This is a genomic window from Amycolatopsis saalfeldensis (assembly GCF_900110575.1).
In the GTDB taxonomy this organism is placed as follows: Bacteria; Actinomycetota; Actinomycetes; order Mycobacteriales; family Pseudonocardiaceae; genus Amycolatopsis; species Amycolatopsis saalfeldensis.
Genome location: NZ_FOEF01000031.1, coordinates 38,839 through 61,007, shown reverse-complemented (window position 1 = coordinate 61,007; position 22,169 = coordinate 38,839). Strand labels below are relative to the sequence as shown.

21 protein-coding genes and 1 pseudogene are annotated in these 22,169 nt (G+C 66.7%); 7 read left to right on the top strand and 15 right to left on the bottom strand.

All coding sequences use genetic code 11. From position 1 onward, the window contains the following. Nucleotides 1-94 precede the first annotated feature (94 nt). Nucleotides 95-2,776: an ATP-binding protein gene (locus tag BMY97_RS41865; protein WP_143086468.1), complete on the bottom strand. Its 2,682-nt coding sequence runs from the start codon at nt 2,774-2,776 to the stop codon at nt 95-97. 659 nt (nt 2,777-3,435) lie between these two features. On the opposite strand from BMY97_RS41865, the gene BMY97_RS46595 reads away from it, so the two are divergent. Then, a complete protein-coding gene (locus BMY97_RS46595; RefSeq protein ID WP_143086467.1) occupies nt 3,436-3,690 on the top strand; it encodes a hypothetical protein in 255 nt (84 codons plus the stop codon). Here BMY97_RS46595 and BMY97_RS41860 read toward each other — a convergent pair. Continuing rightward, a complete protein-coding gene (locus BMY97_RS41860; RefSeq protein ID WP_091628695.1) occupies nt 3,667-4,260 on the bottom strand; it encodes a hypothetical protein in 594 nt (197 codons plus the stop codon). The two genes, BMY97_RS46595 and BMY97_RS41860, sit on opposite strands and share 24 nt — an antisense overlap. A gap of 238 nt (nt 4,261-4,498) precedes the next feature. Beyond that, a complete protein-coding gene (locus BMY97_RS41855; RefSeq protein WP_091628694.1) occupies nt 4,499-5,134 on the bottom strand; it encodes a hypothetical protein in 636 nt (211 codons plus the stop codon). Nucleotides 5,135-5,617: 483 nt separating this feature from the next. Here BMY97_RS41855 and BMY97_RS49735 point away from each other — a divergent pair. From BMY97_RS49735 to BMY97_RS46585, 6 genes and pseudogenes are all read left to right on the top strand, one after another. Continuing rightward, a pseudogene (locus BMY97_RS49735) lies at nt 5,618-5,749 on the top strand (GTP cyclohydrolase I); the annotation flags it as partial. Between the two features lie 137 nt (nt 5,750-5,886). Beyond that, complete coding sequence (locus BMY97_RS47565; RefSeq protein ID WP_177231800.1) at nt 5,887-6,495, top strand: hypothetical protein; 609 nt, start codon at nt 5,887-5,889, stop codon at nt 6,493-6,495. Nucleotides 6,496-6,553: 58 nt separating this feature from the next. Beyond that, nucleotides 6,554-6,937 (top strand): hypothetical protein, encoded by a 384-nt coding sequence (locus BMY97_RS41845; RefSeq protein ID WP_177231799.1) that lies wholly within the window; start codon nt 6,554-6,556, stop codon nt 6,935-6,937. 544 nt (nt 6,938-7,481) lie between these two features. Further along, a complete protein-coding gene (locus tag BMY97_RS41840; protein WP_091628691.1) occupies nt 7,482-9,212 on the top strand; it encodes a DUF4209 domain-containing protein in 1,731 nt (576 codons plus the stop codon). A 165-nt stretch (nt 9,213-9,377) separates the two neighbouring features. Beyond that, nucleotides 9,378-9,635, top strand: coding sequence for a C40 family peptidase (locus BMY97_RS41835; protein ID WP_091628720.1), 258 nt, complete (start codon nt 9,378-9,380; stop codon nt 9,633-9,635). Nucleotides 9,636-10,175: 540 nt separating this feature from the next. Then, on the top strand, nt 10,176-10,757 hold the full coding sequence (locus BMY97_RS46585; RefSeq protein WP_143086465.1) for a hypothetical protein: 582 nt from the start codon (nt 10,176-10,178) through the stop codon (nt 10,755-10,757). Here the strand turns inward: BMY97_RS46585 and BMY97_RS46580 are convergent. The 12 genes from BMY97_RS46580 to BMY97_RS41775 form a co-directional block, all read right to left on the bottom strand. Then, entirely contained in the window at nt 10,754-11,362 is a 609-nt protein-coding gene (locus tag BMY97_RS46580) for a hypothetical protein (RefSeq protein WP_143086464.1), read from the bottom strand. The two genes, BMY97_RS46585 and BMY97_RS46580, sit on opposite strands and share 4 nt — an antisense overlap. Nucleotides 11,363-11,851: 489 nt before the next feature. Beyond that, nucleotides 11,852-12,148, bottom strand: coding sequence for a helix-turn-helix domain-containing protein (locus BMY97_RS41820; RefSeq protein ID WP_091628686.1), 297 nt, complete (start codon nt 12,146-12,148; stop codon nt 11,852-11,854). A gap of 265 nt (nt 12,149-12,413) precedes the next feature. Continuing rightward, nucleotides 12,414-13,127 carry a hypothetical protein gene (locus BMY97_RS41815; protein ID WP_091628684.1) on the bottom strand — a complete coding sequence of 238 codons (714 nt, stop codon included), beginning with the start codon at nt 13,125-13,127 and terminating at the stop codon, nt 12,414-12,416. A gap of 134 nt (nt 13,128-13,261) precedes the next feature. Continuing rightward, nucleotides 13,262-13,822 (bottom strand): hypothetical protein, encoded by a 561-nt coding sequence (locus BMY97_RS46575; RefSeq protein WP_143086463.1) that lies wholly within the window; start codon nt 13,820-13,822, stop codon nt 13,262-13,264. Nucleotides 13,823-14,065: 243 nt separating this feature from the next. Next, nucleotides 14,066-15,070, bottom strand: coding sequence for a DUF932 domain-containing protein (locus BMY97_RS41810; protein WP_091628682.1), 1,005 nt, complete (start codon nt 15,068-15,070; stop codon nt 14,066-14,068). Between the two features lie 1,047 nt (nt 15,071-16,117). Beyond that, nucleotides 16,118-19,156 (bottom strand): LysM peptidoglycan-binding domain-containing protein, encoded by a 3,039-nt coding sequence (locus tag BMY97_RS49270; RefSeq protein WP_091628680.1) that lies wholly within the window; start codon nt 19,154-19,156, stop codon nt 16,118-16,120. Beyond that, nucleotides 19,153-19,566, bottom strand: coding sequence for a hypothetical protein (locus BMY97_RS49265; RefSeq protein ID WP_218157007.1), 414 nt, complete (start codon nt 19,564-19,566; stop codon nt 19,153-19,155). Before BMY97_RS49265 ends, BMY97_RS49270 begins: the two co-directional genes overlap by 4 nt. Continuing rightward, on the bottom strand, nt 19,563-20,021 hold the full coding sequence (locus BMY97_RS41795) for a TadE/TadG family type IV pilus assembly protein (protein ID WP_281246966.1): 459 nt from the start codon (nt 20,019-20,021) through the stop codon (nt 19,563-19,565). The genes BMY97_RS49265 and BMY97_RS41795 overlap by 4 nt, the downstream gene beginning before the upstream one ends. Continuing rightward, nucleotides 20,018-20,383 carry a TadE/TadG family type IV pilus assembly protein gene (locus BMY97_RS41790; RefSeq protein ID WP_245787777.1) on the bottom strand — a complete coding sequence of 122 codons (366 nt, stop codon included), beginning with the start codon at nt 20,381-20,383 and terminating at the stop codon, nt 20,018-20,020. The genes BMY97_RS41795 and BMY97_RS41790 overlap by 4 nt, the downstream gene beginning before the upstream one ends. A 104-nt stretch (nt 20,384-20,487) precedes the next feature. Further along, on the bottom strand, nt 20,488-20,913 hold the full coding sequence (locus tag BMY97_RS41785; protein WP_091628676.1) for a hypothetical protein: 426 nt from the start codon (nt 20,911-20,913) through the stop codon (nt 20,488-20,490). Continuing rightward, the gene (locus BMY97_RS41780; RefSeq protein WP_143086462.1) at nt 20,910-21,893 is read right to left on the bottom strand and encodes a hypothetical protein; all 984 of its coding nucleotides are present in this window, start codon (nt 21,891-21,893) and stop codon (nt 20,910-20,912) included. Before BMY97_RS41780 ends, BMY97_RS41785 begins: the two co-directional genes overlap by 4 nt. Further along, a complete protein-coding gene (locus tag BMY97_RS41775) occupies nt 21,890-22,144 on the bottom strand; it encodes a hypothetical protein (protein ID WP_091628670.1) in 255 nt (84 codons plus the stop codon). Before BMY97_RS41775 ends, BMY97_RS41780 begins: the two co-directional genes overlap by 4 nt. Nucleotides 22,145-22,169 lie beyond the last annotated feature (25 nt).

Here is a 22,169-nt window from a genome sequence, read left to right as displayed (position 1 = left end):
GGTCTAGAAACTCACCAAATGAGGCGCTCTCATTTGCCAGGGGTTTTGGCTTATGGTCTCACTTGCGGTCGGCGCTAAACCGGGCCGTCAAGGGTCACCCGCTACGGAGTCGACCTTGTCGCTCCGTCAGGTGCGCCTCGACCCTCTCCGCATCGGGCACGCCGATTCGGTTGTATGAGTCGTGCGCGATCCGAAGTTGGCGGACGCCCTGGCTTTCGTGCCCATCGGTGCACAACGCCGCGCCCAGGCCCTCGCGAGTTCGCGCGAGCCAGTAGGGATCGCCGACTTTCCGTGCGAGTTCGAGTGCCCGCCGATGATGGTCGAGCGCGGACGAGGTCTTTCCGAGTGCCGCCAGTGCCTCGCCGAGCCCGGTGAGCGCGGCGCACTCGCCGGCTGGGGTGCCGACGTCGCGGGCGGTCTCCAGCGCCCTGCCCAGATGGTCCAGTGCGCGGTCGTACTCGCGTTGCCGCTGGTACAAAGCGCCGAGAGCCAGCAGGCTGTTGCACATGTTCGGCTGGTTGAGGTGCTGGCCGCGTATCTCCAGCGAACGCAGCAGGTCGGCCAGCGCCTGGTCGCTGTGTCCCTGGGCGAGCCGCACCCGGCCTCGGACCTCGAGTGCGTCGGACTCGAAGCCGGGCAGGCCGTGAGTCTGGGCGAGCTCGAGCGCCCGATTCAGATGCTCGGCTGCTCCCACATGATTTCCAGTTCGTTCGCCGACGATGCCGAGCCAGATGAGTGCTTGGGTCTGGGAGGTGGGATATCCGTGGTCCTCGTGCACGGCGAGTGCCCTGAGCAGATAGTCGTGCGCTGTGCCGTATCGGCCGAGATGGAACGTGGTGATACCCAGGTTTCCCAGGTTGTTGCCGATGCCGAGCATCCGGCCGAGCGACTGCCACAGGGCCAGAGCTTGGTCGAAATACTCGGCCGCCCGCGCATACCGGCACATCAGCACGTTGACATTGCCCAGGCCCTCCAGGATGGCGGCCAGATCGCCCGGGTCCTCGCACAGTGTCCGGGCCTGCTCGAACGCGGCGAGTGCCTCCTGCAGCATGCCGAGGCGTTCGTAGGCCAGGCCGCTGAAGCGCAGCGCATTGGTCAGCCCCCTGCGGTCCCCGCTCGCTCGCGTGACCGTGACAGCGAGCGCGTGCAGCTCGAGCGCGTCGCGATGGTGACCGTGGTCATGCAGGAAGCGCCAGGCGATGTGCGAGAACTGGCTGACGTGCGCGGCGAGGCCGCAGGAGGCCGCGCGCGCGGCGACGGCCAGCAGGTTGGGTCGTTCGGTCTGCAGCCAGCCGAGCGCCTCGGCGCGGTCGGCAAATTCCTGCGCCTCGGTGTCCGGCCGCGTGACGCGTGGCCGTCGCTCTCGCGTCGCGGGCTCGATCAGGTCCATGGCCACCGCGGTCGTGTACCGGTAGTGGTCGAACAACCGGGTCAAAGCGCCGAGATCCGTGTATCCGGCCGACTCCTCGGAGGCAAGCTCCCGGGCGTACGTCCTGAGCAGGTCGTGGAACGCGTACCGAGCCGGGGTGTTCTGTTGAAGGAGATGTTCGTCCTGCAACTGCTCCAGCATCTGCCGCGCGGCGCCGACGCCGACATCAGCCAGGGCGGCCGCCGCTTGCGCGGTGAAGTCGCCACCGGGGAACAGGCCGGCCGCAAGGAAGAACCGCCGCAGCGGGTCCTCCAGCCCGGCCACGGAAAGATCGAAAACCGCGCGTACGGAGCGGCGGCCGACGCTCGCGGAAACCAGGCCCGCCTCGCCGATACGTTCGGCGAAGTCGGCCAGCCGCCACGCGGGCCGGGAGCGCAGCCGGGAAGCCGCGAGTGAAACCGCCAATGGCAGGTAGCCGCAGGCTTCGACGATCTGTTTGGCGGAGGAGGACTCGGCGGCCACCCGGTCGGCTCCCGCGATCCGGGCCAGGAGGTCGAGGGCGTCCGGCGGGGCGAGCACGTCCAGCAGGTGGAAAGAGGCGCCTTCGAGCGCGGCCAAGGTGCGCCGACTGGTTATCAAAACCAGACAGGTGGGACTCGCCGGAATCAGGTCACGCACCTGCCGGTCGTCGGCCGCGTTGTCCAGCAGGATCAGGGCGTTCTTGCCCTCCAAGCGGTCGCGAAACATCGCCGCCCGCTGGTCCAGCCCGTCCGGGATCCGCTGCGCAGCCACGCCCAGCTGCCGCAGGAAGCCGTCCAGCACGGCACCGGGATCGGCCGGCGACAGCTCCGCGTCAAAGCCACGCAGATCCACGTACAACTGCACGTCCGTGCACCGCCCCGCGCGCACCAGTTCGTGTGCGGCGTGGACGGCCAGCCGGGTCTTGCCGACCCCGGCCATGCCCTCGATCGCCGAGACCACCACGGTGCGTGGGCCGTCTTCGGCGACCGCGTCCATCAGCTGCGCGAGTTCCCGTGTCCGCCCGGTGAACGTGGCCAGGTCGGCCGGCAGCTGGCGGAACACACCGACGGGGCCGGTCTTGGCGTTGGCGTGCGCGGCGATACAAGCGGCCCGCCACCGGGAGACCGCTGCTTCGTCCAGCCCCAGGGCCTTGACGATCGCGACGACCAGATCGATGTCCAGCCGCCGCCGTCCGGGTTTGAAGGCGTCGACCAAAGTGGACGGCGACACCACCTGGGCGGGCCGTAGCAAGGGACCCACTCGTTTGGCGAGACTCCGATACGAGGGTTGCCCAGCCCAGGCGCGCAGCTTCCCCAGCAGGGAGATGAACTCGGCCAGATCGACCGCCTGATCAGGACTCGGAGCCGTGTCCCCGGATGCGCCCACGCCCGTGCCACCCCCATGCCGCTCCCGTGGCTGTAGCCGACGACGAGTGTACGAGGTGTAGGGCCTTGTGGGGAGGCAGTTACGCCGCCGAGGACGCGACCGGACCGCAGGAAGGGCCGTGAGGAGCAAGGGTGGCGTCGGGACGTCGTACTCTCGCTCGGTGGCTCAGCCGAGCCCGTCGCCAGATCAGCCAACCCCTGGAGAGTCCGGTAGCCACTGCTCATGGTGGTTCGCCCGTATCCCCGGTGATGAGCTTGGCCGCGACGAGCGTGGCAGCCTGGAACGTCTCTTCGCCGCGTTGTGTTCGCCGAGGTTGTCAACGCTTCGCAATTTTCGATCCTGGGTGGTCCCTGGGGGTCAGTTTTCACGAGTCGGCGGCATGAGGTTGCCTCCCTGGCCGACACTCCTCGATAGGGATGCTCAGCCCCGACGACTACGACAAGTCACTGCCAGCGGCTGCTTGAACTGCGTAAACCCCTGTCCACCGTTCTGGGTGAACCTCAGGACACGACTGGGTGGCGGTGCGGGCGTGTTTGGCGAAGCGTCGTTCCAGCGCATCTCGGCTGAGCACCGCGAGCTCGGGTGAACAACAGTGCTGGCAAGCCGCCGGCGTAGTCCAGGGCGGAGCCCAGCAGGGGGCCGCAGTCTAGCCCAGGCTCTTGAAGAAGCGCCGCACAATCACCGCCCTGACCGTCTCGGCCGTCTGCCTCGCCGCAGAATCCGTCGCCCTCGCGCTGACCGGCCCGACCGCAGGCTGCGCGCTGACTCTGGAGCTCACCGTGTTCAGTCTGCTGCGTATCGCCCGCAAGCTGGACCTCAACGCCGATGACGCCGTCCACCTGGCAGGCGAGCCAGCCCCGTTGACCAGGGTCGGCTCGCCGTCGTCAAGATCAGCAGTCCAGGTAGATGCCTGAGCCCCAGCCGCCATCGGAGAAGGTGTGCCAGTTGCCCCACATGTGCTTCGAGCAGTCGGTGTGCTGCGTCCAGTCACTGTCGGTCCTGTAGACCGTCAGGTCGACGTCGGGAAGGAACTTGAGCGGCGGGGCATACTTGCCGCCCCACCGGTTGTAGTGGATGTCCTCGATCGGCGAGGTGGTGTAGGTGCCGTCGAGGTGGTCCTTGGCGAAGTTGGTGCCGGGGAAGCCGTCCTTGTTCTCGCCCTCGACGTACACGGTGCCTGCGGGACGGTAGACGTCCATTTCGCCCTCGCCGGCCGGGTTGGGCGGGACCGGGTTGGACGGGCCGAAGTTCCAGTGGATCTCGGCATAGACGCCCTTGCAGTCCCCGAAGTAGCCTAGGTAGAGAATTCCCAGGCGGTTGTCGTTGTCCATGATGGAGACCGGGTGCGAGACCGTGATCGGGGCCGTGGTGGCGCCGCAGTTCTGGGCCGTATTTGCGCTGGCGGTCCCGGCTCCGGTCACGGACAAACCGGCAGTAAGTGCGAGCCCGGCCACGCCGACCATGAGCTTCTTGGTGATGTGCACGAATAACCTCTCTTCGATTAGTAGATAGATCCCGGTGAGCCTGCCACCTGTGAAATCGTTTCATCCCCTAACGGCGGTTCAATTTACCCCCAGGCGAGGGTCGTTCGGACGAACTTGGGGACCGTGAATGGGCGAGGTGAAATCAAGTAGCGGCCGCTGCTCTGATGGTGACTGTCGGACGCCTGGCCCGGATTCCCAGAATCCCGGACTCGAACGCTGACAGATTTTCAGAGTTCTCCTAGGAGGCGTAGGGGGCGACCTTGGCCAATGGCCCCGACATGGATGTGCCGTTGGCGTAGGTGATAGTAACGGTTGCGTCCTTGGCCGCTTTCTTGTCCGCGATGGGCCACCATGCGAGCCAGCGGCCGTTCTGAATCTCCGCGGCAATGGTGCGGCCGCCGGAGGTGACGGTGAGGCCACGCACGTCAGCGCCGGTGAAACCGGTCGTGTATGCCGTGACGGTGCCGGTGCCGAACGTGCCTGAGGTATCCAGGATGACCGCTCGGCTAGGCAGCGCCGCGGTGCCACCGGGTGCGGGGTCGACTGCATCGGTGACACCGGCCCCGTGACCGTCGGTAAGGCACAGCTGGAGGTTGAAACCCTGGGACCAGATCTCGGCATGTGCCTCGCTGCGGCCGCCAGTGAACAGGGTCAGATGGTGATCCGGGTCGAGACCTGCGGCCTGGAGGTGTCGATCGCACCAGGAGACGCCCGCTGAGGTAGGCCGACCACTTGCGTGCTGGTCAGCGGCGTACCAGCCGAGGATCGATGGGACCGCTACGGCCGCGACGGCGACGGCGAGGGTGCGCGGGTTACGTATGCCCGAACGGAGCCGGGAGGTGATCGCGACCGTCCATACGAGCTTCTTGCGCATTGAACCTCCTTGCTGCTTTTCGCTTGGACCAGGCGTCCCGAAGCGCTGCAGCCAGCCTGCCGCAATGGACCGACTGGAGTCCTGTTTCCCACACAAGCCCGCACAAGCCCACACACCCACTCTTAGAATTTGGCTGTCCAGATCACGGCGTCATGAATCGGGCGACGTGGAGAAGCAGCGAAGGGGGCATGCCCGATCCGGGCACGGCCCGTGATCTGGCGGAGTTCATCAGCTTGCTGGGGTGAGCTGCGCGCGTGGGCGGGCTTGCCGTCGTACCGGACGTTGGCCATACGGCCTGCGCGCGAGGTGCCGGCCCCACCGTTGTAGACGCCTTCAAGACCAAACGCCGCCGCCGGACCTGGACCTCGTGGTGGCGGACGTGGACCTGGCAGCCCGAAGGAGTGACCGTATGACCGTCCTCTACGAACCTGCTCTCGGCACCATCCCACGCAGTCCGGTCGACGTGGTCCAGCTGCAGAAAACCTGTACCGCCACATCCTGATCGCGCTCGGCGAGGACCCGGACCGCGCCGGGCTGCGCGACACGCCCCGGCGTGCCGCCGCCGCGTGGGCTGAATTCCTCACCCCCGACCCGGCCCGCCGGAACACCTCCTTCGCCATCGATCCGCCCACCGGCGACGGCTTCGTGCTGATCCAGGGCATCTCGACGACCTCGGCAGCCGGGTACGGTCCGCAGGAGATGAGCAACGCGGCCACCGTCGTCGCCGTCGGTAAACGGATGAACGTGCCCGAGTGAACGTTCCCGAGCAAGGCTGGGTCGTCGCGATCACCACGGCGATCACTGAGTCGCAGCTGAAGAACCTGCCCTACGGCGACCGCGACAGCATCGGCCTGTTCCAGCAACGGCCGTCGCAAGGCTGGGGCTCCGTCGCGCAGATCATGGACCCCACCTACAGCAGCGAGCAGTTCTACCGGCATCTGCTGGCAGTACCGGACTGGCAGAACCTGACCGTCGCCGTCGCCGCCCAGACCGTGCAACGCTCGGGATTCCCCGACCCGGCAACGCAGATGTGGGGCGCTGCGGCCCTCGAGCCGCCGGACGAGCTCCGGTCCGGTGTGGCCGAGTCCGGTCGGCGCGAACGACCGCCGGTCCGGGACGGCGAGGTACACGTGCCTGAATTCATGGCTCAGCTGCCCCCACGAGCGCTTATTGTGTCGAGTTGTGGCAACAGACGTAACGACATCTCCTCCTCAGATCAGCGTGCCGCGCTTGGCCGGCGGTTGGCTCGTGCTGCTGGTCTTGGTCGTCGGGGCCGGGATGATCGCAGTAGGCAATGTCGGGATCGGCGCGGTCATGTTGGCGGTCGTCCTCACCTGCGGCTACACCTTGATCCTGCGTAAGTGGATCTTGCACGGTCGGGCGCCGAGGGCCGTGTGGGTCGGATTCCTCCTGGGCGCAGTGCTGCTTTTAGCGGGCAGTGTCCGCTTCACCAACGTCTACCTGACGTGGTTTGGCACCGAGGTAGTCGGCACAGTCGCCGACGAGTCGACATCCCCTGGCGCGCACGGGCACCAGTACACGCAGTGTGTCGTGCTTCTTCCGGACGGCACCAGGCAGGAACTCGCCGTCACCGGCCCCTGTCCCGCACCCCGGGGCACCGGCGTCGACGTCCTGCAGATGCCAGGCAGCGACGGCCTCGGTTTCTTTCGGCCGGTCCTGACGAGCGTGGCGGGCTACTGGTGGGGCCTGGCCGGCTTGTTGGGCGGCCTCGGAGGACTTGGCACCACGGTGGCGCTCACTGTCCGGGAAGCGAAGGCACGGCGGCCCAAACCCAGCGCTTAAGAGGTCACGCCCCACGATGCCCTCAAGGCTACTTCATCGCGGCGGGCTCCCGACGTCCAGCCGATAGCCGTCCCGGCACATCGACGCGACACACTGTCATGCCGCTGATCGAGTGTTCGGGAATGCAGCATTCGCCAATCGGACGCGCGATAACCTGTTCCACTTTCTGCGCTGCTCTCGGCGCTCCATGGCTGGCAACACCATTGACCGGTCCGCGAGACGCGTGGGAACAGGGTGGGTCGCCACTGGCGCTTGCTCACGGCCAGGTACTCGCGGGTGGCTTCGTGCAGAGTGTCGATCTGCTCGATCGCGTCGTTGCTGACGCCGACAGCGCGCACGAGCCTCTCTTTGCCGCACTGGGGAAACTCCAGCCACCTGGCGACTCCGTGGCCAAACGCTGGGAGGCCAGAGCACCAGCCAGAGGTCGGCGTAGTCGGTTTCGAGCCGCAGTGAAGCTCAGGCGCCAGAGCCTGAGCGTCGGAAGGCTGGTTGGGAGCCGAAATCACCGCGAGGTCTCAAGCTCACGGGGAGTAGCATCCACCGGATGCCCAGCACTACAGCGGACGAGCCGGATTTCGATCTTTCCCCGGAGAGGATCGCCGAACTCGCCGCGCTCGCGGACGCCGCTGCCGCGGACGCGAAGCTTGGTTGGTACGAAGTCTCGTCCGCGCTCACGGACAATCGCACCGACGCGGACATCGACGCCATCGCGGTCGCCTTCGACTACCGCCTGCAGGAACGCGTCGAAGGGAACAGCAACCCCGTGTTCCACGCCGCGCATCTGACGCCTATCACAGAGCTGCCCACGTCTGTCACGGACCTGTGGGCGGAGGTCGTGGATGCCGCCGCGTCGTCGCTGGTTCGCGCGCGTCTGCACGATCTCCTCTTTGCCCTCGGTAGGCAACCCAAGCCCGAGCACGCCGAGCAAGCCTGCCGAGCGTACCTGGAGCTGGGCGCTGGAAGCTGGAGTTCGCTGTACCGCGGACGCGCCCTAGCCCGCGCGCTCGACATCGCCCGGCAGATGAACCGCAATGACCTTGCGGACGATGTGGTGAAGCAGATAACCGCCAATGCTCGTGAGTCCCTCGCCTGCGCTGAATGGCAGCCCGGCGTGTCGCTGCGCCTTATCGGCCGTCTCGTTGAGGAGAAGAACCCGACGCCGGGCGTCGACGATCTCCTGGCAGCGGCACGAGCACGTTATGCCGGCGACCCCTACACCGAGGTCGACACGGCGATGTTGCAGCGACGCCTCGCGAAGGGCGACAAGGACGCATTGGAGCGGATCGACCGGGAGATCGTCGGAATCTGGACCAAGGCCGCAGAGGCGTCGGCCGGGCTCCAGAAGCTGGGGTATCTCACCAAAGCGGTCGACTACGCCAGAGACCACGGACAGACCGACCTACTCGCCGCGGCCACAACCGCGCTGCAGGCGATCGGTATCGAGGACCTGGAGATGCAGACTTTCAGCGTCCCCGTCGAGATGTCCGGCGAGGAGATCGGCAACTGGATCGGCTACTTCACCCAAGGTGCTGACTGGCGCGTATGTCTCGCGCGCTTCTCGGGCGGCGAGCAGGGAACACCTCCGACCGGCCGAATCGACGAGAACCGCGCTCAGGTGGAGACCCTCAAGAAAGACGCCCCGCTGTACTCGATGATTCCGTACTCGAAGATCGGCGGCGACGGGCTCCCGCGGTGGGAACCGCAGAGCGAGGACGATCAGGAAGAGCAGCGTCTTTCCGATGTAGAAATGTTCAGGATGCAGATGTGTGCGCCACTGTTCGCCAAGGCGTTGCACGAGATCGGGGTCGTCCACCATCCGATCCGCGAGGAAGTCGAGGAGTTCTTCGCGGAACGGACCTACCTGCCGCCGGAAATGCCCCGGGTCTTGGCGGACGCGTTGACCAGGTACTGGCGCCAAGACTACGAGGCCTGCACCTACGTCCTCGCACCGAAGATAGAGACGATGCTTCGCACCCTCGCCAGGGCAATTGACGAGCCGGTATACCAGACCCAGCGGAAGAACACTCCGGGGAAGTACGTCGGACTCGGAACTCTGCTCTCCACGCTCGGCAAGCACGGCCTTGACGAGTCCTGGGACAGCTACCTCTCTACACTGCTCGCCGGTCCGACGGGATGGAATCTGCGGAACGAGCTGGCGCACGGGTTCGTCGACCAGGTCTCCGCTCCCATGGCCGCGCTGCTGGTCCAGGCGGCTCTCTACGTCGCCAGCCTCGTCCCGCGCGCGGACGACCAGCAGGCGCCGGAGGCCGAATAAGCGCCGTTCCGAACGTGCCCCCAGGGAAACCCTTGGGGAAACCAGGCCGGCGGACTACTCCTCGACCGCGGCGCATTTGAGGTGGTTGTAGAGGTTCGCGCGGCTGAGACCGACCTCCTTGGAGATTCTGGCCTCGCCGGGGGTTTGGCCCGTCAGTCGGCCTCGATGATCTCGATGCTGTCGAGGCGGCGCGAGTGCTCGACCTCGTCGTCCTCCACGGAGCACATCGCGTCGCGTCGTAGAGAACAGTTGGCCGCCCTGAAACCCGCCGACCTCGTCTTCTACAGCCCCGGGACGATCCACCACGTCGGGATCTACCTCGGCAACGGCCAGATCATCAACGCCTACGAATCCGGCACCGTCGTCCGGACCCAGCCGATTAACCTGAACGAGTACGCGGGCGCCGTCCGACTCCTGCAATAGGGCCATCACGTCGGGGCATCCCAGGCGGAAGCACGTCGTCCCTGCAGTAACGACATCAGCGAACCGGCCGCAACTCGCCCGTCGGGAGCGTCGTGGCATTCGCTGCAAGTGTTCAGCTTCGCCCCGCAGTTTGTTGTTGGTGAGAGTGAGCTGGCGAATCGATTCCTCGTAGATCTGCAACGAGCTTGCGGAAGCCGGCGTTCTTCACCCGGAAGGCGCCGCGCGAGCCATAATCCATTGGCGGCGGCTCGCCAGCGCAGCATCCGTGCGGCGGGTGCGGCCGGTGGGCGTAGCCCCGGCACTTGACACCGGTGGGTCTGGCGTTGGCCATCGCTCGGCGTTCCGGCCCGCCACCGGCCTGCCCGTCGCGCCCACCTCGCGGTTCGCCGACGCGGAGGCGGCCTTCACCTGGCTGGCCGACCAGTGGCCGACCCTCGTCGAGATCGTCGAATCCGCTTCCCGGTACCGGTTGTACGACCGCTGCTGGCAGCTGGCGTTCGTGCTCCGCGCGCGCTTCTTCCGCGAGAAGCTGTTCGAGCCGTGGATCCGGACGCGCCAGTGCGCACTCGCCGTCGCCGCCACGACCAAGACGCTGCAAAGCTGGAAATTCGTACCGGAGAACTGTTGCGCACCAGCGAACACCCGTTCGCCGCCCCGATCTCCGCGCTCGCCGTCGGCCAGTGGACCGACCACCTCATCGCGGTGACCCGGCGACGAGGCCGGCAACATCAAACCTGCTGGGATCTGACGACCGGAAATCCGATGGGCCGGTGGCCGAAACACGAAGACAGCCGCATGACCGCATTGGCCATCGGCCACCTCGACGGACGTCTGGTCACAGTGGTAGGCGGGAAGAACGGACTCGTCCGGGTCTGGGGCACGGTCCGCACCCGGAAGCTCGACGAAATGTGGTTTCCCGCGGCGGTCGGAGCACTCGCACTCGGCCCTGGCCTCGGAGTGGTCGCGTTCGGCACCGACCTGGCCGTTCTCGACAACCCGCGTCACCCCGACCGCACAGAAGCCGCAGCCGGCCCCAACCGAACCCGCCGCGCTCCGCCCCCGGCGCCGGCTCCGCAAGTGGTGGTGACCGACCCTGAGCCACTGGACATAGCGGTGCGTTAATTTTCCTCAGATTTCCCCTTATCGCTTTTGCGATATTCATCCAAAGGGCCAGGCTTCGAAGCAAGATGAATAGCCCTCCTGTACTGTTTGATATTCATACGTGAATATCGTGTAACCAGTTCAACAGCGAGAGCTTCCGTAAGAAGTTGCTGCAACATGACATTTAAATGATCCACGTAGGGCCCACCAACCGCTCCCGGCATATCCTTCAAAGGTAGGACGCTAGAGTACTTTTCAAGGGCCAACAATGCCAATCTGGCGTTATTTACATAGCTTTCCCCCTTCGATATCGCGATAGAGGACTGCTTCGTCGTTAGAGAGCGCCTTATTAGCTGTAGCTCCTCGTTAATTTTCAAGAATTTTTCAAGTGCTTCAGCGATCGGTTCGCGGACACGATTTCCGATGTCGTAAGTGCCCGCAAGTATTGCGAGGTGCTGATTAATTACAAACTCCAAGTGAGCTGTCATTTCACGCCTAATCTTCAGATTGGTGACAATTCGCTCCTTTCGGGCTTCGGTGATCGGTTTTATGAAAAAGTCAATCATGAATGCCACCACGGCTGCGGTTATGGCGCTCGTTACGGCTGTCTGAAGAGTTTGTGACATCCCTTACTTGTATCAGTCGCAGCAGGTGGGACCAACGGCAATCGGAGACCCGCCCCGGGCAGCGACGAGCACCAAGGGGACGTGACAGAACGGCGAGATCACCGGTCGGCGATACCGCCACGCTGATGTGCAGTTCCTTCCAGAGATGGCTCAACATCATGCTCAACCGCTACATGCCGACCGACACCGTCGTGGTCGCGAGCTTGGAAGGAGCTGGCACCGGCGTTCCTGCGCATCCCGGACAGAGGCTTTCTGGTCACCAAGCCGCTGGCGAAGACCGGCGCGAGCGAACCGGGCTTAAAGCACCAGCCGGCCTGGCCGCGCTGAAGCCTGCGGATCTCGTCTTCTACCGCCCTGGGCGATCCAACACGTCGGGATCTATCTCGTGCATGGTCAGATGATCAACGCCTACGAATCCGGCACCGTCGCCCAAGTCCGGCCCGTCGACCTGAGCGAGCACCCGGGCCCCCGACTCCTCCAGTGAGTCGATCACGCTTCGCCTTCGGCTTCGTCTGACTGTTCAGCTGAGCCCTGGAGCCAGTTATAGACGGCAGTGCGGCTGATGCCGAGCTCTCTGCCAATCAGAGCCTTCGACACACCCGCCTCATCAGCCCTCCGCATTTCGGCGAGCCTGTCGCCGCGTTCGATTCTCCGCTGATCGATCAGGATCTCTTTCATTTCCTGCAGCGAGGCTTCCACCTCGCGGATGCTCTCCAGCGCGTCCTCGACCGCTTCCACGCGTTTACGGCTGGCACGCAGCAGCGCGACGTGCTGATCCTTGTTCATCTGCGGCCTCTCTCGCCGTGCCCGGGGCGGGCCTCGGCCCAGGTGATCGACTGCCTGTCTCCGTGTGGACCTGGACACTCTAGCGAGATACTGCGATTGAAGGCCGGATGCGCCCGCGACCTCGGCGTGGTCCCGTGGTCACGGGTACATCCGACTTGGCTGGCGGCCATCCGCTACCGCCCGGGCCACCAGCGCACCTCATTGGGCGCCGCCCGGGGGGCCGCGCAGCGGAAGCGGAAGCCCTGCTGTGGCTGGCGGCCTAGATTCAGTCGACGCGTTCCCATTCGAAGGTAGCTCCGATCGAGTAGCGTCCGTCCTCGTCAGCGGCAATCCGAGACGGCAGGTACCCGTCTTCGCCGACGAGTTGGGGATCGATCAGCACGACGATGTCCCCATCCCAGTACGCGCTAAAGCACTCGTCGGGACCGTACATGCTGGCAGTGTTGCTGATCCAGGCGACGACCGCTTCGGCTACCGGGCGACGGAACCGAGGACTTCCGGCCCTGCTCCACCCGCCTTGCCAGGACAGAGCGGGGAACGCGGGGTCCTCGCCATCGATGTTGACGGTGACCAGGATTTCGCCGTCCTCGGCCGTGAGCCGCGCCGGGTCACTCAGAAGCGCGGCATCAGCTTGGCTGTCGCGTTGCGGAGCGGTCAGTTCCCAGGGCCCTACTCCGGATCCGATCGCGTATCGGTTGTTCTCGTCTGGCTCGATCAGCTCCAGGGTGCCCTGTTCTGTATCGGTGAGAGAAAATACGTCACCGTCGATGGTGGCCGTGTGGCGCCATGCACTGGGGTCGCGACCATGCAGCGAGTTGAGCCACGGGGCAATTGCCTCGGCGACGGTGCGCCGAAATCGAGGGACGGGAAATCCGTTCGAGCGTTCGTGGTCAATGATCGCCGGGAAGGTTTTCCAGCCGTAGGTGATCGTGACATAAACCTCGCCACAGGTGGCGTCGAGAGTGGATGACGTGAACATTTTTGGACCCTTCATTCTGCACAATGGGATAAATCAGGACGCGGACCAGGCGGCTAGTCCTGGCATTTCAGAATTGCACGTCGGTCACGTTCAGGGAAATTTGTAATCGCGAGTGCTCTCGCCGCCCTGCGCTGTCAGGGTTGGTCGATGGGCTCGCGGGGTCTCACCAGCCGCCAGAATTCGGCGAGGTGGGCTCGGAGCAGGTTTCGCGCCGAAAGGACGCGTCCGAAGCGAGATTGCTGGAGTCGGCGGATACGTGTGATGAGCCGTTCCAGGTCGCGGGCCTCGATCAGGTCGGAGCACGGATCGCATGCGGCCCATCGGTCGCTGTATCGATTGGTGGCGATGTCAACCGCGATCCCTTCTTTCGGGCTCACCACTTGCCAGTGCCGTGAAATCCTTCGGCGGTACTCCTCGTCTGTGTGTGTCAGTAACGCGGTGGTGGTCGTAATCTCTCCGATGGTCGGATATGACCAACGAACCCCACCACCAGAGCAGAAGTCGCAGACCATGACGACATGCCGTGCGTCCGCTCGCGGAATCGGGTCAGGCTCATGATCTGCTTCGACACTGAAGTCGAGCGGGTGACACCACTCGAAGCTGCCTGAACTGTTTCCGAATTGAAATCGGTTCAGCGGCTGATAGCACGTTCGACACACCATTTCCGGCACGGAGCCAGGTGGGTTCTTGGACATAGTTCCACTTCCCTCGGTTTTTCGAAGTCTTCGCCAACCGACAATCGCCGACCGCGACGACCATGAAATCCCGGAGACAAAACGAACCCCAAAAATCAGCCCCGGGAAAAACGTCCGCCGGCCGCCGGGCTGGCACGTCGTTCTCGGTCCTGGGTGAGGTGCGGCAGTCTCGCGGCCACGGCACCCGCGCGACGGAGGGCCGCGCGGGCACCGAAGTGGCGAAACTTGGGCCCCGGGTCTTGTTCAACCCGCGGCCAGCACCTTGCCCAGCGTCGCCACCGTGTCCTGATCGAGCGTGACGGTCGTTCCGTCGACAGCGCGGGCCATGTTCCGTTCTGCGCGGGACGCGTTACGCACAACCCCTTCGTGGTGGGTGTAGGTGTTGACGGCCTGGACCACCCCCCACGCGGTGCCGCGCCACGGGCTCACCCGGTTGTCGCTGTTCCACAACCGGGTAAGCGCGGCCCGCTCGTTCGTCGCGGTCGTGCGGGAGCGCCCTGCTTCCTCGGGAACGGGAGTGTGCGCGTCCAAGAAGGCGCGCCATGCCCGGTCGGACACAGTCGTCTCGCACAGCGCCTTGACTTCGGCGGCGAACTCTTCGGCCACGGTGTGGACCATCGCGAGCGCATCGCGCGCCTCGACAATGCGGAGTTTGCCGTTCCGGCTGTGCTTCACCTTGAACTGCTGGCCGTGTTCGCGCAGACCGGCCGCCATGGTGTTGTCACACACCACGTTCGTCACGATCCGCTTGTAGGTGGTGGCGAGGCTGCCGTCATGGCTGGTGCAGGCGACCAGGTTCGGCCGGAACTCCACCCCTTCTGGAGTGGTGACGTTCTCCGGCACTTCGACGCTCACCCATGCCTGCTTCCGGTCGCGCAGCAGGCCCGCCGAGCCGATCGCCAGACCGTCGTCAAGAATGGTTCCCACCTTGCCGAGGAGCCATTCTTGGTACTGGTGCACGGTGTAGCCGTCGGCGAAGATCCCGAGCACGTCCCCGGTGTCCGATGCAGTGATCGCCTGCTTGTTGGGTACACGGCGCAAGCTGAACGCGCCCGCGACCAGCACCGGCGCCGGTTCGGCGGTCCAGTTGAACAGACGGCGCTGCACGTCGGCTACCGGAATCGCACCGGTGTAGTGGTTGGTTTCGTTGCCCTGATCCGATGCCCGGTAGTGCCAGGCGTGTCCGCGCTTGTCGGTGAAGCCGATCAGCACGTTGTTGTTGAGCCATTTACTGGTTTCTTTGGACATGACGAACCCGCTTTCATGATTGGAGGAATTCCAGGAAACCGCCGTGCGGTCCGACGTCCGCACACCGACGCGTGCGGCACCAAACAGCGCAGCGTGACTCAAACAGAGGCCCGCTTTATGCGGGCCTTATTTCCTCACGACCGTCAAGACGCGCAAAGAGGGGAAGAGGATCCGTCGCGAGACGCCGAGCCCCGGCCTCGCGCTCTCCTTTGCCACCCTCAGCTCGACTGTCAATGTCATATGTACATGTTGACACTCGACATTGACACTTTCAACCCGGAAGCGAGTTCTGTTATCTTGTCGTTACCTTCTTCGACTACCCCACCGGCGGGCTCTCGCGGGCGCTTGAGCTGGGAAGACGCGTACGGGACGCGCACCGCATGGCGACAGCCAGTCCCAGGCTTCCGCGCCCCACGGCCGATAGCGCCCGCAGAAAGGGTTCCCAGGGCGCATTTCTCGATCCATTCAGCTGGAAGACTTGAGTTCGTGCTGCTCGCCTGTTTGTCAAGTCATATTTGATCAATATTCTGCATCAATAACGGAGTTCGGATGATCGAAGGCATCGACCCGCCGACCAGCACATTTCATAGGGAACGCCGAGCGAGAGCAATTGAGCGGATATAAAACATGATAAGGCGACTATCGCAATCCACTGGCCCCCACGATCACAATAGCCCAAGTCAACCACCCACCCAATCAGACTGTTCACATGCCTGCCGGCACCGAAGTCGGGGTGTACGCGAGAAGGGGCTTTGACAGACTCGACCTGCGACAAGGCTCCCGAATGCCCCTTCCGCTCTAGCGGGAATCCGCAGAGGAAGGACAAGAAGAAGGCGGAGAGGAAAGCGGAAAGGCAGTCGATCTCGGTGCATTTCTCCGGCATGATCTGCGGCTCTGCGATTTCATGCGTCTATCCACCTTCGGCGATCGTCTCGCGCGCCAACTACAGTCGATCGATATCGCGCAGTGCAGCTGGACGGATCGCTAGGGAGAATGTCACCTTGAGCGCCGAACACGAGTATACCGCAGTTTCCGGTGGGCGGTTACTCAGCTGGCTTGCCGGTTCTGCCTGTCGTTTCGTGGCTGTTGTAGCGCATCGGCCAGCTCGTGGGTGCCTCGGGTGGGGCGTTGGTCGAGTTCGGCCAGTGCAGTGGTGAGCAGGTGCAGGGTGCGCGGGATGCTGTCGTGGCGGCCGAGGCGTGCTTGGGTGCGCATGAGGTCGCGGTAGATCGCTTCGTTGTAGGGGTCGAGCCAGCGGGCGTGTTCGAGAAGCGCGAGTGCGTGGCCGGGGTCGTCGTGTCGGACGCGGCGGACCAGGGTGCTCAGCGTGTCGAGTACATCGCGCCGGAGTGCCTCGCGGGGACCGTCGATCCAGTCCGCGGCGATGCCTTCGGCGAGATCGGCGCAGTACAGCTCGGTGACGCGGTTCAGTGCCGCGATGGCGTCGGCCGGTGGGCCCCCTCGGCTCGTGGCGAGCGCGTCCTGCAGCTGCCAGAGGTCGATGGTCACGGTCGTCGGGTCGAGCCCGTAGCGGCCGTCGTGGAGGACGATGAGGTCGAGGGCGTCGTCCCCGGTTGTTCGGCGGAGAGCGCGGCGTAGCTGGGACAGGGTGGCGTGGAAGCTGTTGTACGGGCGTTCGCCCGGTGCGTCCGGCCAGAGCGCGGCGGTCAGGGTTTCCCGTCGGCAGCCTGTGCGGTGCAGCGCCAGGTAGACCAGGATCTCGCGTTGCCGCGGCGCGAAGGCGTCGATCAGGTCGCGGGGGTCGGCATTCGCGCGGGTCAGGTGCAGCCGGCCGAGCACCTGCAGATGTAGTCGGGTGGCCGGGGATGTGCGTGTGGGCGGGTGCCCCGCGGTCGTGGTGGTCGCCGCCGGGCGCAGAGCAGGGGTGTCGAGGACGGCCGAGACGGTCGGCGCCGCCGTTTCGTTGTCGGGTACCGCGGGGATGAACTCGTACTCGGAGATGCCCCGCTCGGTGGAGGTCGCCGGGTTTCCTGCCCGGCTCGGCTGCGACGTGGCGGAGTCGTCGGTGGTGCCGGCGGGGCTGCGGGTCGGGTCGTCATCGCCCGGCTCGGCCGCGTGGAGCAGGGCGAGGAGGTCACGGGCGTCGGTGCCGGGCAGGGTGAACAGCCGTGCACCGCTCAGGTTGTCTTTCAGGGTGGGGCTGGTCGTCTCCACGGTGCCGTCGTCGCGGATGTGGGCGGTGCCGCCGGGTTGCCATGGACCGAGGAACATCCCGGCCAAGCCGTGGTGCGCGCCGTTCTCGAGGATGGTGTCCGCGCGCCGGACTGTGTCCGGGGTGGGTGCCGCGATGACCAGGACGGTTCCGTTGCGCGGGAGCGGGGCGCGCGCGGGCGGGTCGTGCCAGGCGACGTCGGCTTCGTGGGTGCGGGCGAGCAGTTCGGTGTCCAGGACGTCGAGAGCCGCGGGCAGGTCCTCGACGATGCAGAGCCGTTGCGGCGCCCGGTCCTTCAGGTCGTGTCCGAACAGGGTGCGGGCGTCGGCGGCGGGGATCACGATCACGGTGTGAAGGCCGTCGTCGGTGGCGTGCGCGAGCACGGTCACGATCAGGGCGCGTGCGGCGGCGTGGGCGCCGGGGCCGACGAGTCCCAGGCCCTGTGTGCGGGCGAGGTCGAGGGCGATGGCCTGTCCGTCGCGGACGCCGAGTGGAGTGCCCTGAGCCGGCAGCACAGCCCGGGTCGTAGCCCGTGCCCGGTCGCGGGTGGTCATCTCGGCCGGGCGTACCCACCCGGGCAGCGCGGAAGCCGCGAGCATGCCGTCTTCGTCGGGTGCTCGTGTGGCGGCGTCATGGGCGATGCGGAGCGCGCGCACCACCGGCAGCCCAGCCGGGTCAGCGTCCTGCGAACCGGGCCGGTACCAGCGGCGACGCCGTAGCCGCACGGTGATCATCGCGAGGGTGATCAGCGCGGCCAGGCCGAGGCCGACGAACGCACCGGTCGACAGCGAGACACCGGTGTCGATGTGGACGGCGGGCGCGTGCTGCTGCCCGCCTCGAGGTGCTGGGGGCGCCGGCTGGGCGAGGGAGACCGGCGGATCTGTGGGGAGTTCCTGGGCGGGCGCGGATGGAGGAGCCTGCGGTGGCGCAGCTGGAGCTGGTGTGTCCGGCGGAGCCGCGGGCGGTGCTGGTGGCTCGGCGGGCAGGACGAGGGTCCAGCCGGGCAGGAGCCGATCGGGATGGCGGAGTACCCGGCCGTCGGGTTGGGTGCGGCCTTCGTTGAGGTCGAAGATCTCACGCCAGGCGTCCGGGTCGCCGAGTTCGCGTTCGGCGATGCCGGAGAGGGTGTCGGCAGGCTGCACGGTGACGGTGCGGCCGGTCACCGCGGTGTCCGCGAGGTGGAGAAGGCCGGTGGCATCGGGCGGGAGCCGCAATGTCCATCCGGGCTGCAGGTCGTCGGGTGCGTGCAGGGTGGGGTTGAGTCGCACGATCTCGTGGTAGCGGATACCGGCGCCGAGGTGGCGTTCGGCCAGGCCCCACAGGGTATCGCCGTGCACGACCGTGTACCGGACCGTGTCGCCCGGCGCCGCCGCGGCCACCGGGGCGTCAGCACGAGCGGCTGGGTCGGGTCCGGTGCCGGCTGCCGTGGCACGGGATGCGGCGGTGGGGTGCGGGTGTGGCCAGGGTGGTGCGGTGGCCGCGGCCGGTGCGGCGGGCGGGCCATTGGCTGCGACGGCGGTGCCGGCGGACGACGCGACGACAACGGCGGCGACCAGTCCGGCGATCCAGCGGCCACGCGGAACCCGACCCACCAGACCGCGGACGGCGCGGACGCCGTGCCGGGTCTGGCGGAGTACTTCGACGATCACGGAGATGGTCAGGGCCAGCCACCCGGCCCAGGCGACGGCGATGATCAGCCAGAGCACGAGGTCGCCGGTGAGCCAGGCCCACCGCAAGGCGTTCCAGATCCGCTCGGGCCACTGGCTGATCGGCACCGGATCCGGCCAGCGGCCGGGAACCAAGCGAGCGGGACCAGCGCCAAGGGCGAGGAGTCCACAAGGGACTCCGGCGATGAAGGCGAGCAGGGCCAGCGCGGCGAGCACGCCCCGAACCCGCTCCGCGGTGGTGGTCATGGGAGGTTACCGGTGCGGGTGCCGACGCCGAGGTCGGCCACGGCGGTGCCGGTGGCCTGGGCGCTGGCGCCGAGCAGACCGATGGTGGTGGGCTCGGTGACCGTGACCGTCACCCGGACGGTGCGGGCGCCGGTGATGGTGACCTGACCGGGGTGTCCGGCGCCGGCGAGGTAGCCGGCCGCGGTGCGGGCGGCGGTGGCGGTGTCGATCCCCACGGTCGGGCTGCGGGTATCGATGGCGGTGTTCGCGGCGCGGGCGGCTTCGGCGGCCAGCGCGTCGGCGCGGGCGATCGTGCGCAGCCGCGCCGAGCCGTCGACCACCAACGCCAGCACGAGCAACAGGGCGGGCACCAGGACCGCGATCATCACGCTCACCGACCCGGTGTCCCGCGGCACCGGCCGGCCGGTCACGGGGTGCCCCGGTACGGATCGGTGGGGCTGGTGAAGGTACTGGTGATCGTCCGGGTGCCGCCGGGGACGGGGAGGGCGAGATCGGCGAGCGGGACCTGGCATGTCAGGTCGACCCGGACCAGCCCGGTGTGGCCGACGGCGATCTGGCCGGCGTCGACCGACACGCTCCATGTATGGCAGGTGAGGCCCTCGCGCCCGAGCCGCTCACGGGCCACCGCCGTGCCGGCCTGTTGCGCGGCGGCGGGGCTGCGGGCGAGCGACGCGGCCCGCGCGGCCGCGGCAGCGGCGTTGTCGACCGCCTGCTGAGCGGAGGAGATGCGGGCGCCGGCGATGATCAGCAGCCCGACGAACAGCACGCCGGGCACCAGCACGGCAGCTTCGACACTGACCGACCCAGCGTCACTCCAGCACCCCGACCCGGCACGGAGACGGCGTGCCTGGGTTCGGCGGATCACGATCCACCGCCAGCAGCCGGGGACACGGTGAATCGCTCCTTGCTCGCCCGTGCGGTGACGCTGACGGGAAAGTCCAGGCCGGGGATCGGGAGCAGGCGGATCGCGGTGCCGGACACCGCGACCTCGACGGTGGTCACGGTGCCGGTGGCGTGGACGTGCGGTGCGGTGAGTACACCGTGTCCCGCCCGGTCGGCGAACGAGCGTGCCGCGTCGGCTGCCGTGCTGGTGGTGGCGCCGACCGGGCGGCCGGCATCGACTCCGGCTTGAGCGGCTTGGGCGGCCACGGCGTGCGCGTGCCACCACAGGCCGCCCTGCACTACCGAGAGGATCAGCACCAGCACCACGGGGAACACCACTGCCATCCCCACCGACTCCGACCCATGGTCATCCACCCGAACCCGGACCGGCAGGTCCCTCCACCGTGTCCATACAGGACGGTCAGCGCGGGCGATGCTACGGGACTGCATCACGACACCTGTGCCATGTCCCGCGCGGGCGTGTCACCCGCGGAACGGCTGCGCAGTATGGATTCCTTCCCAGCCGTGGGCGTTGCCGCAGCGGACGGCTTCCGCTCGACGACGGCCCGTTTCGTGGCGGGCGCGTTGCCGGTGGCCTTCTTTCGTTTCGCAGCGGCGGGTTTGAGGGCGTCGAGCCATCGGGTGAGGTCGGCGGCGGGGATGTCGGTGAAGTCGGCCAGCTCGTCGATCCGGATGATGCCCGTGGACTCGGCGAGCACCTCGCCGAGTTCGCGTTCGAGGGCGGCGAGTTGGTGCGCGACGGCGGCGTGTTGCTGCGCGAGGTCGCCGATCCGTTGCGCTGCCAGGGTTCGCTGCTCGGTCAGGGGAACATCGTTCGCTGTCACACGACGGCCGATTTCGTCACTGGTGGTCATGACAAGCCCGTCTCTTCCCCGGTGAGCCTGCGCTGGATGCCGAACCGTCGAGCGGCCTCAGTGAACTGGTGGCCCGCCGCACTGGGAAACCGGGTAGTGCGTGGTTGTTCCCAGGGGAAGGGGCCGCTGTCGGTGAGGTCGCGGGCAGCGGTCACCCGGCAGAAGGTCTGCTGCAGCAGTGATTCCGTCGCGGCCGTCAGAGCGTCGGGCGCGATCATCCGCGTCGATCGGAGTTCCTGTTCACCGTCGCGACGTAACTCGGCGTCGTGGAGCGCGCGGGTCCACTCGCGGGCCAGCACGGCGCACCCAGACAAGGATTGCGCGGCCTCGTCCAGCCGGTGGTCGAGTGCGTCGATGGCCTCGGCGAGCGCCCCGGCCAAGACCGCGTGGGCCGGGTTCTGGGCAAGCTGGAAGGCCAGGGTCCGGGCTCGGCGGGTCCGGTCCAGGCAGTGCAGTACCTCCCACGCCAGCCGGTGGGCGGTCGACGGGAGACCGGGATCCAGCCAGGCGTGTGCCGGGGTGTCGTGCAGCTCGCCGACCGCGTCGATCGCCCGGGATGCGATGCCACGGGCCATGGACCCCATGCCCGTGAAGTCACGGGAACGGAACAACGCGATGCCGGGTCGTTCGTCCAGGCGGCAGAGCCCATCCGGATGGGCACACTGGCCGAGAGTGAGGCAACGGAGGTTGGCCAGGCCGGTACCCAGTCCGCAGAACACTATGAACGCGCCGAGCAACGCGAACCCCCACATCCCGGCGACGAATCCGATCACTACAAGCAGCGCGCCACCCAGCACCAGGAACGGAACCTCACGGGAGAAGACGGTGCGCCGTATCTCCCAGACACGCCGAGCCAGGGACAAATGCGGGTTCCACAACGTGCCACCCGATTCCTCGTCGATGCTGCCGGCCGTCACCCGTGCAGTGATTCCCCGGCGTGCCATGGTGTTCTCCCTCCTCCGGCCGGGTTGGGTGGTCACTGGAGCTGCCCTTGGTAGTGCTGCACCACGGCTCGGACCGCGGCCACGAGCCCGATGGCCACGGCCAGGCTGACAGCGGCGATCACGGCTTTCTCCACAGATTCCGACCCGCTATCGCCAGAGGCCCGCACGCGTTCCCAGCGGGCCTGCACGGTGGCGACCAGCACCAAGGCCAGCCCGGTCAGGGCCGGCACGAGTTCCGCGGAGCGCCGCCGGACGGCGACGAGGTCGCGGTCTTTCTTGTCAGACATGGGTATCGAACTCCTTTCATGTCGG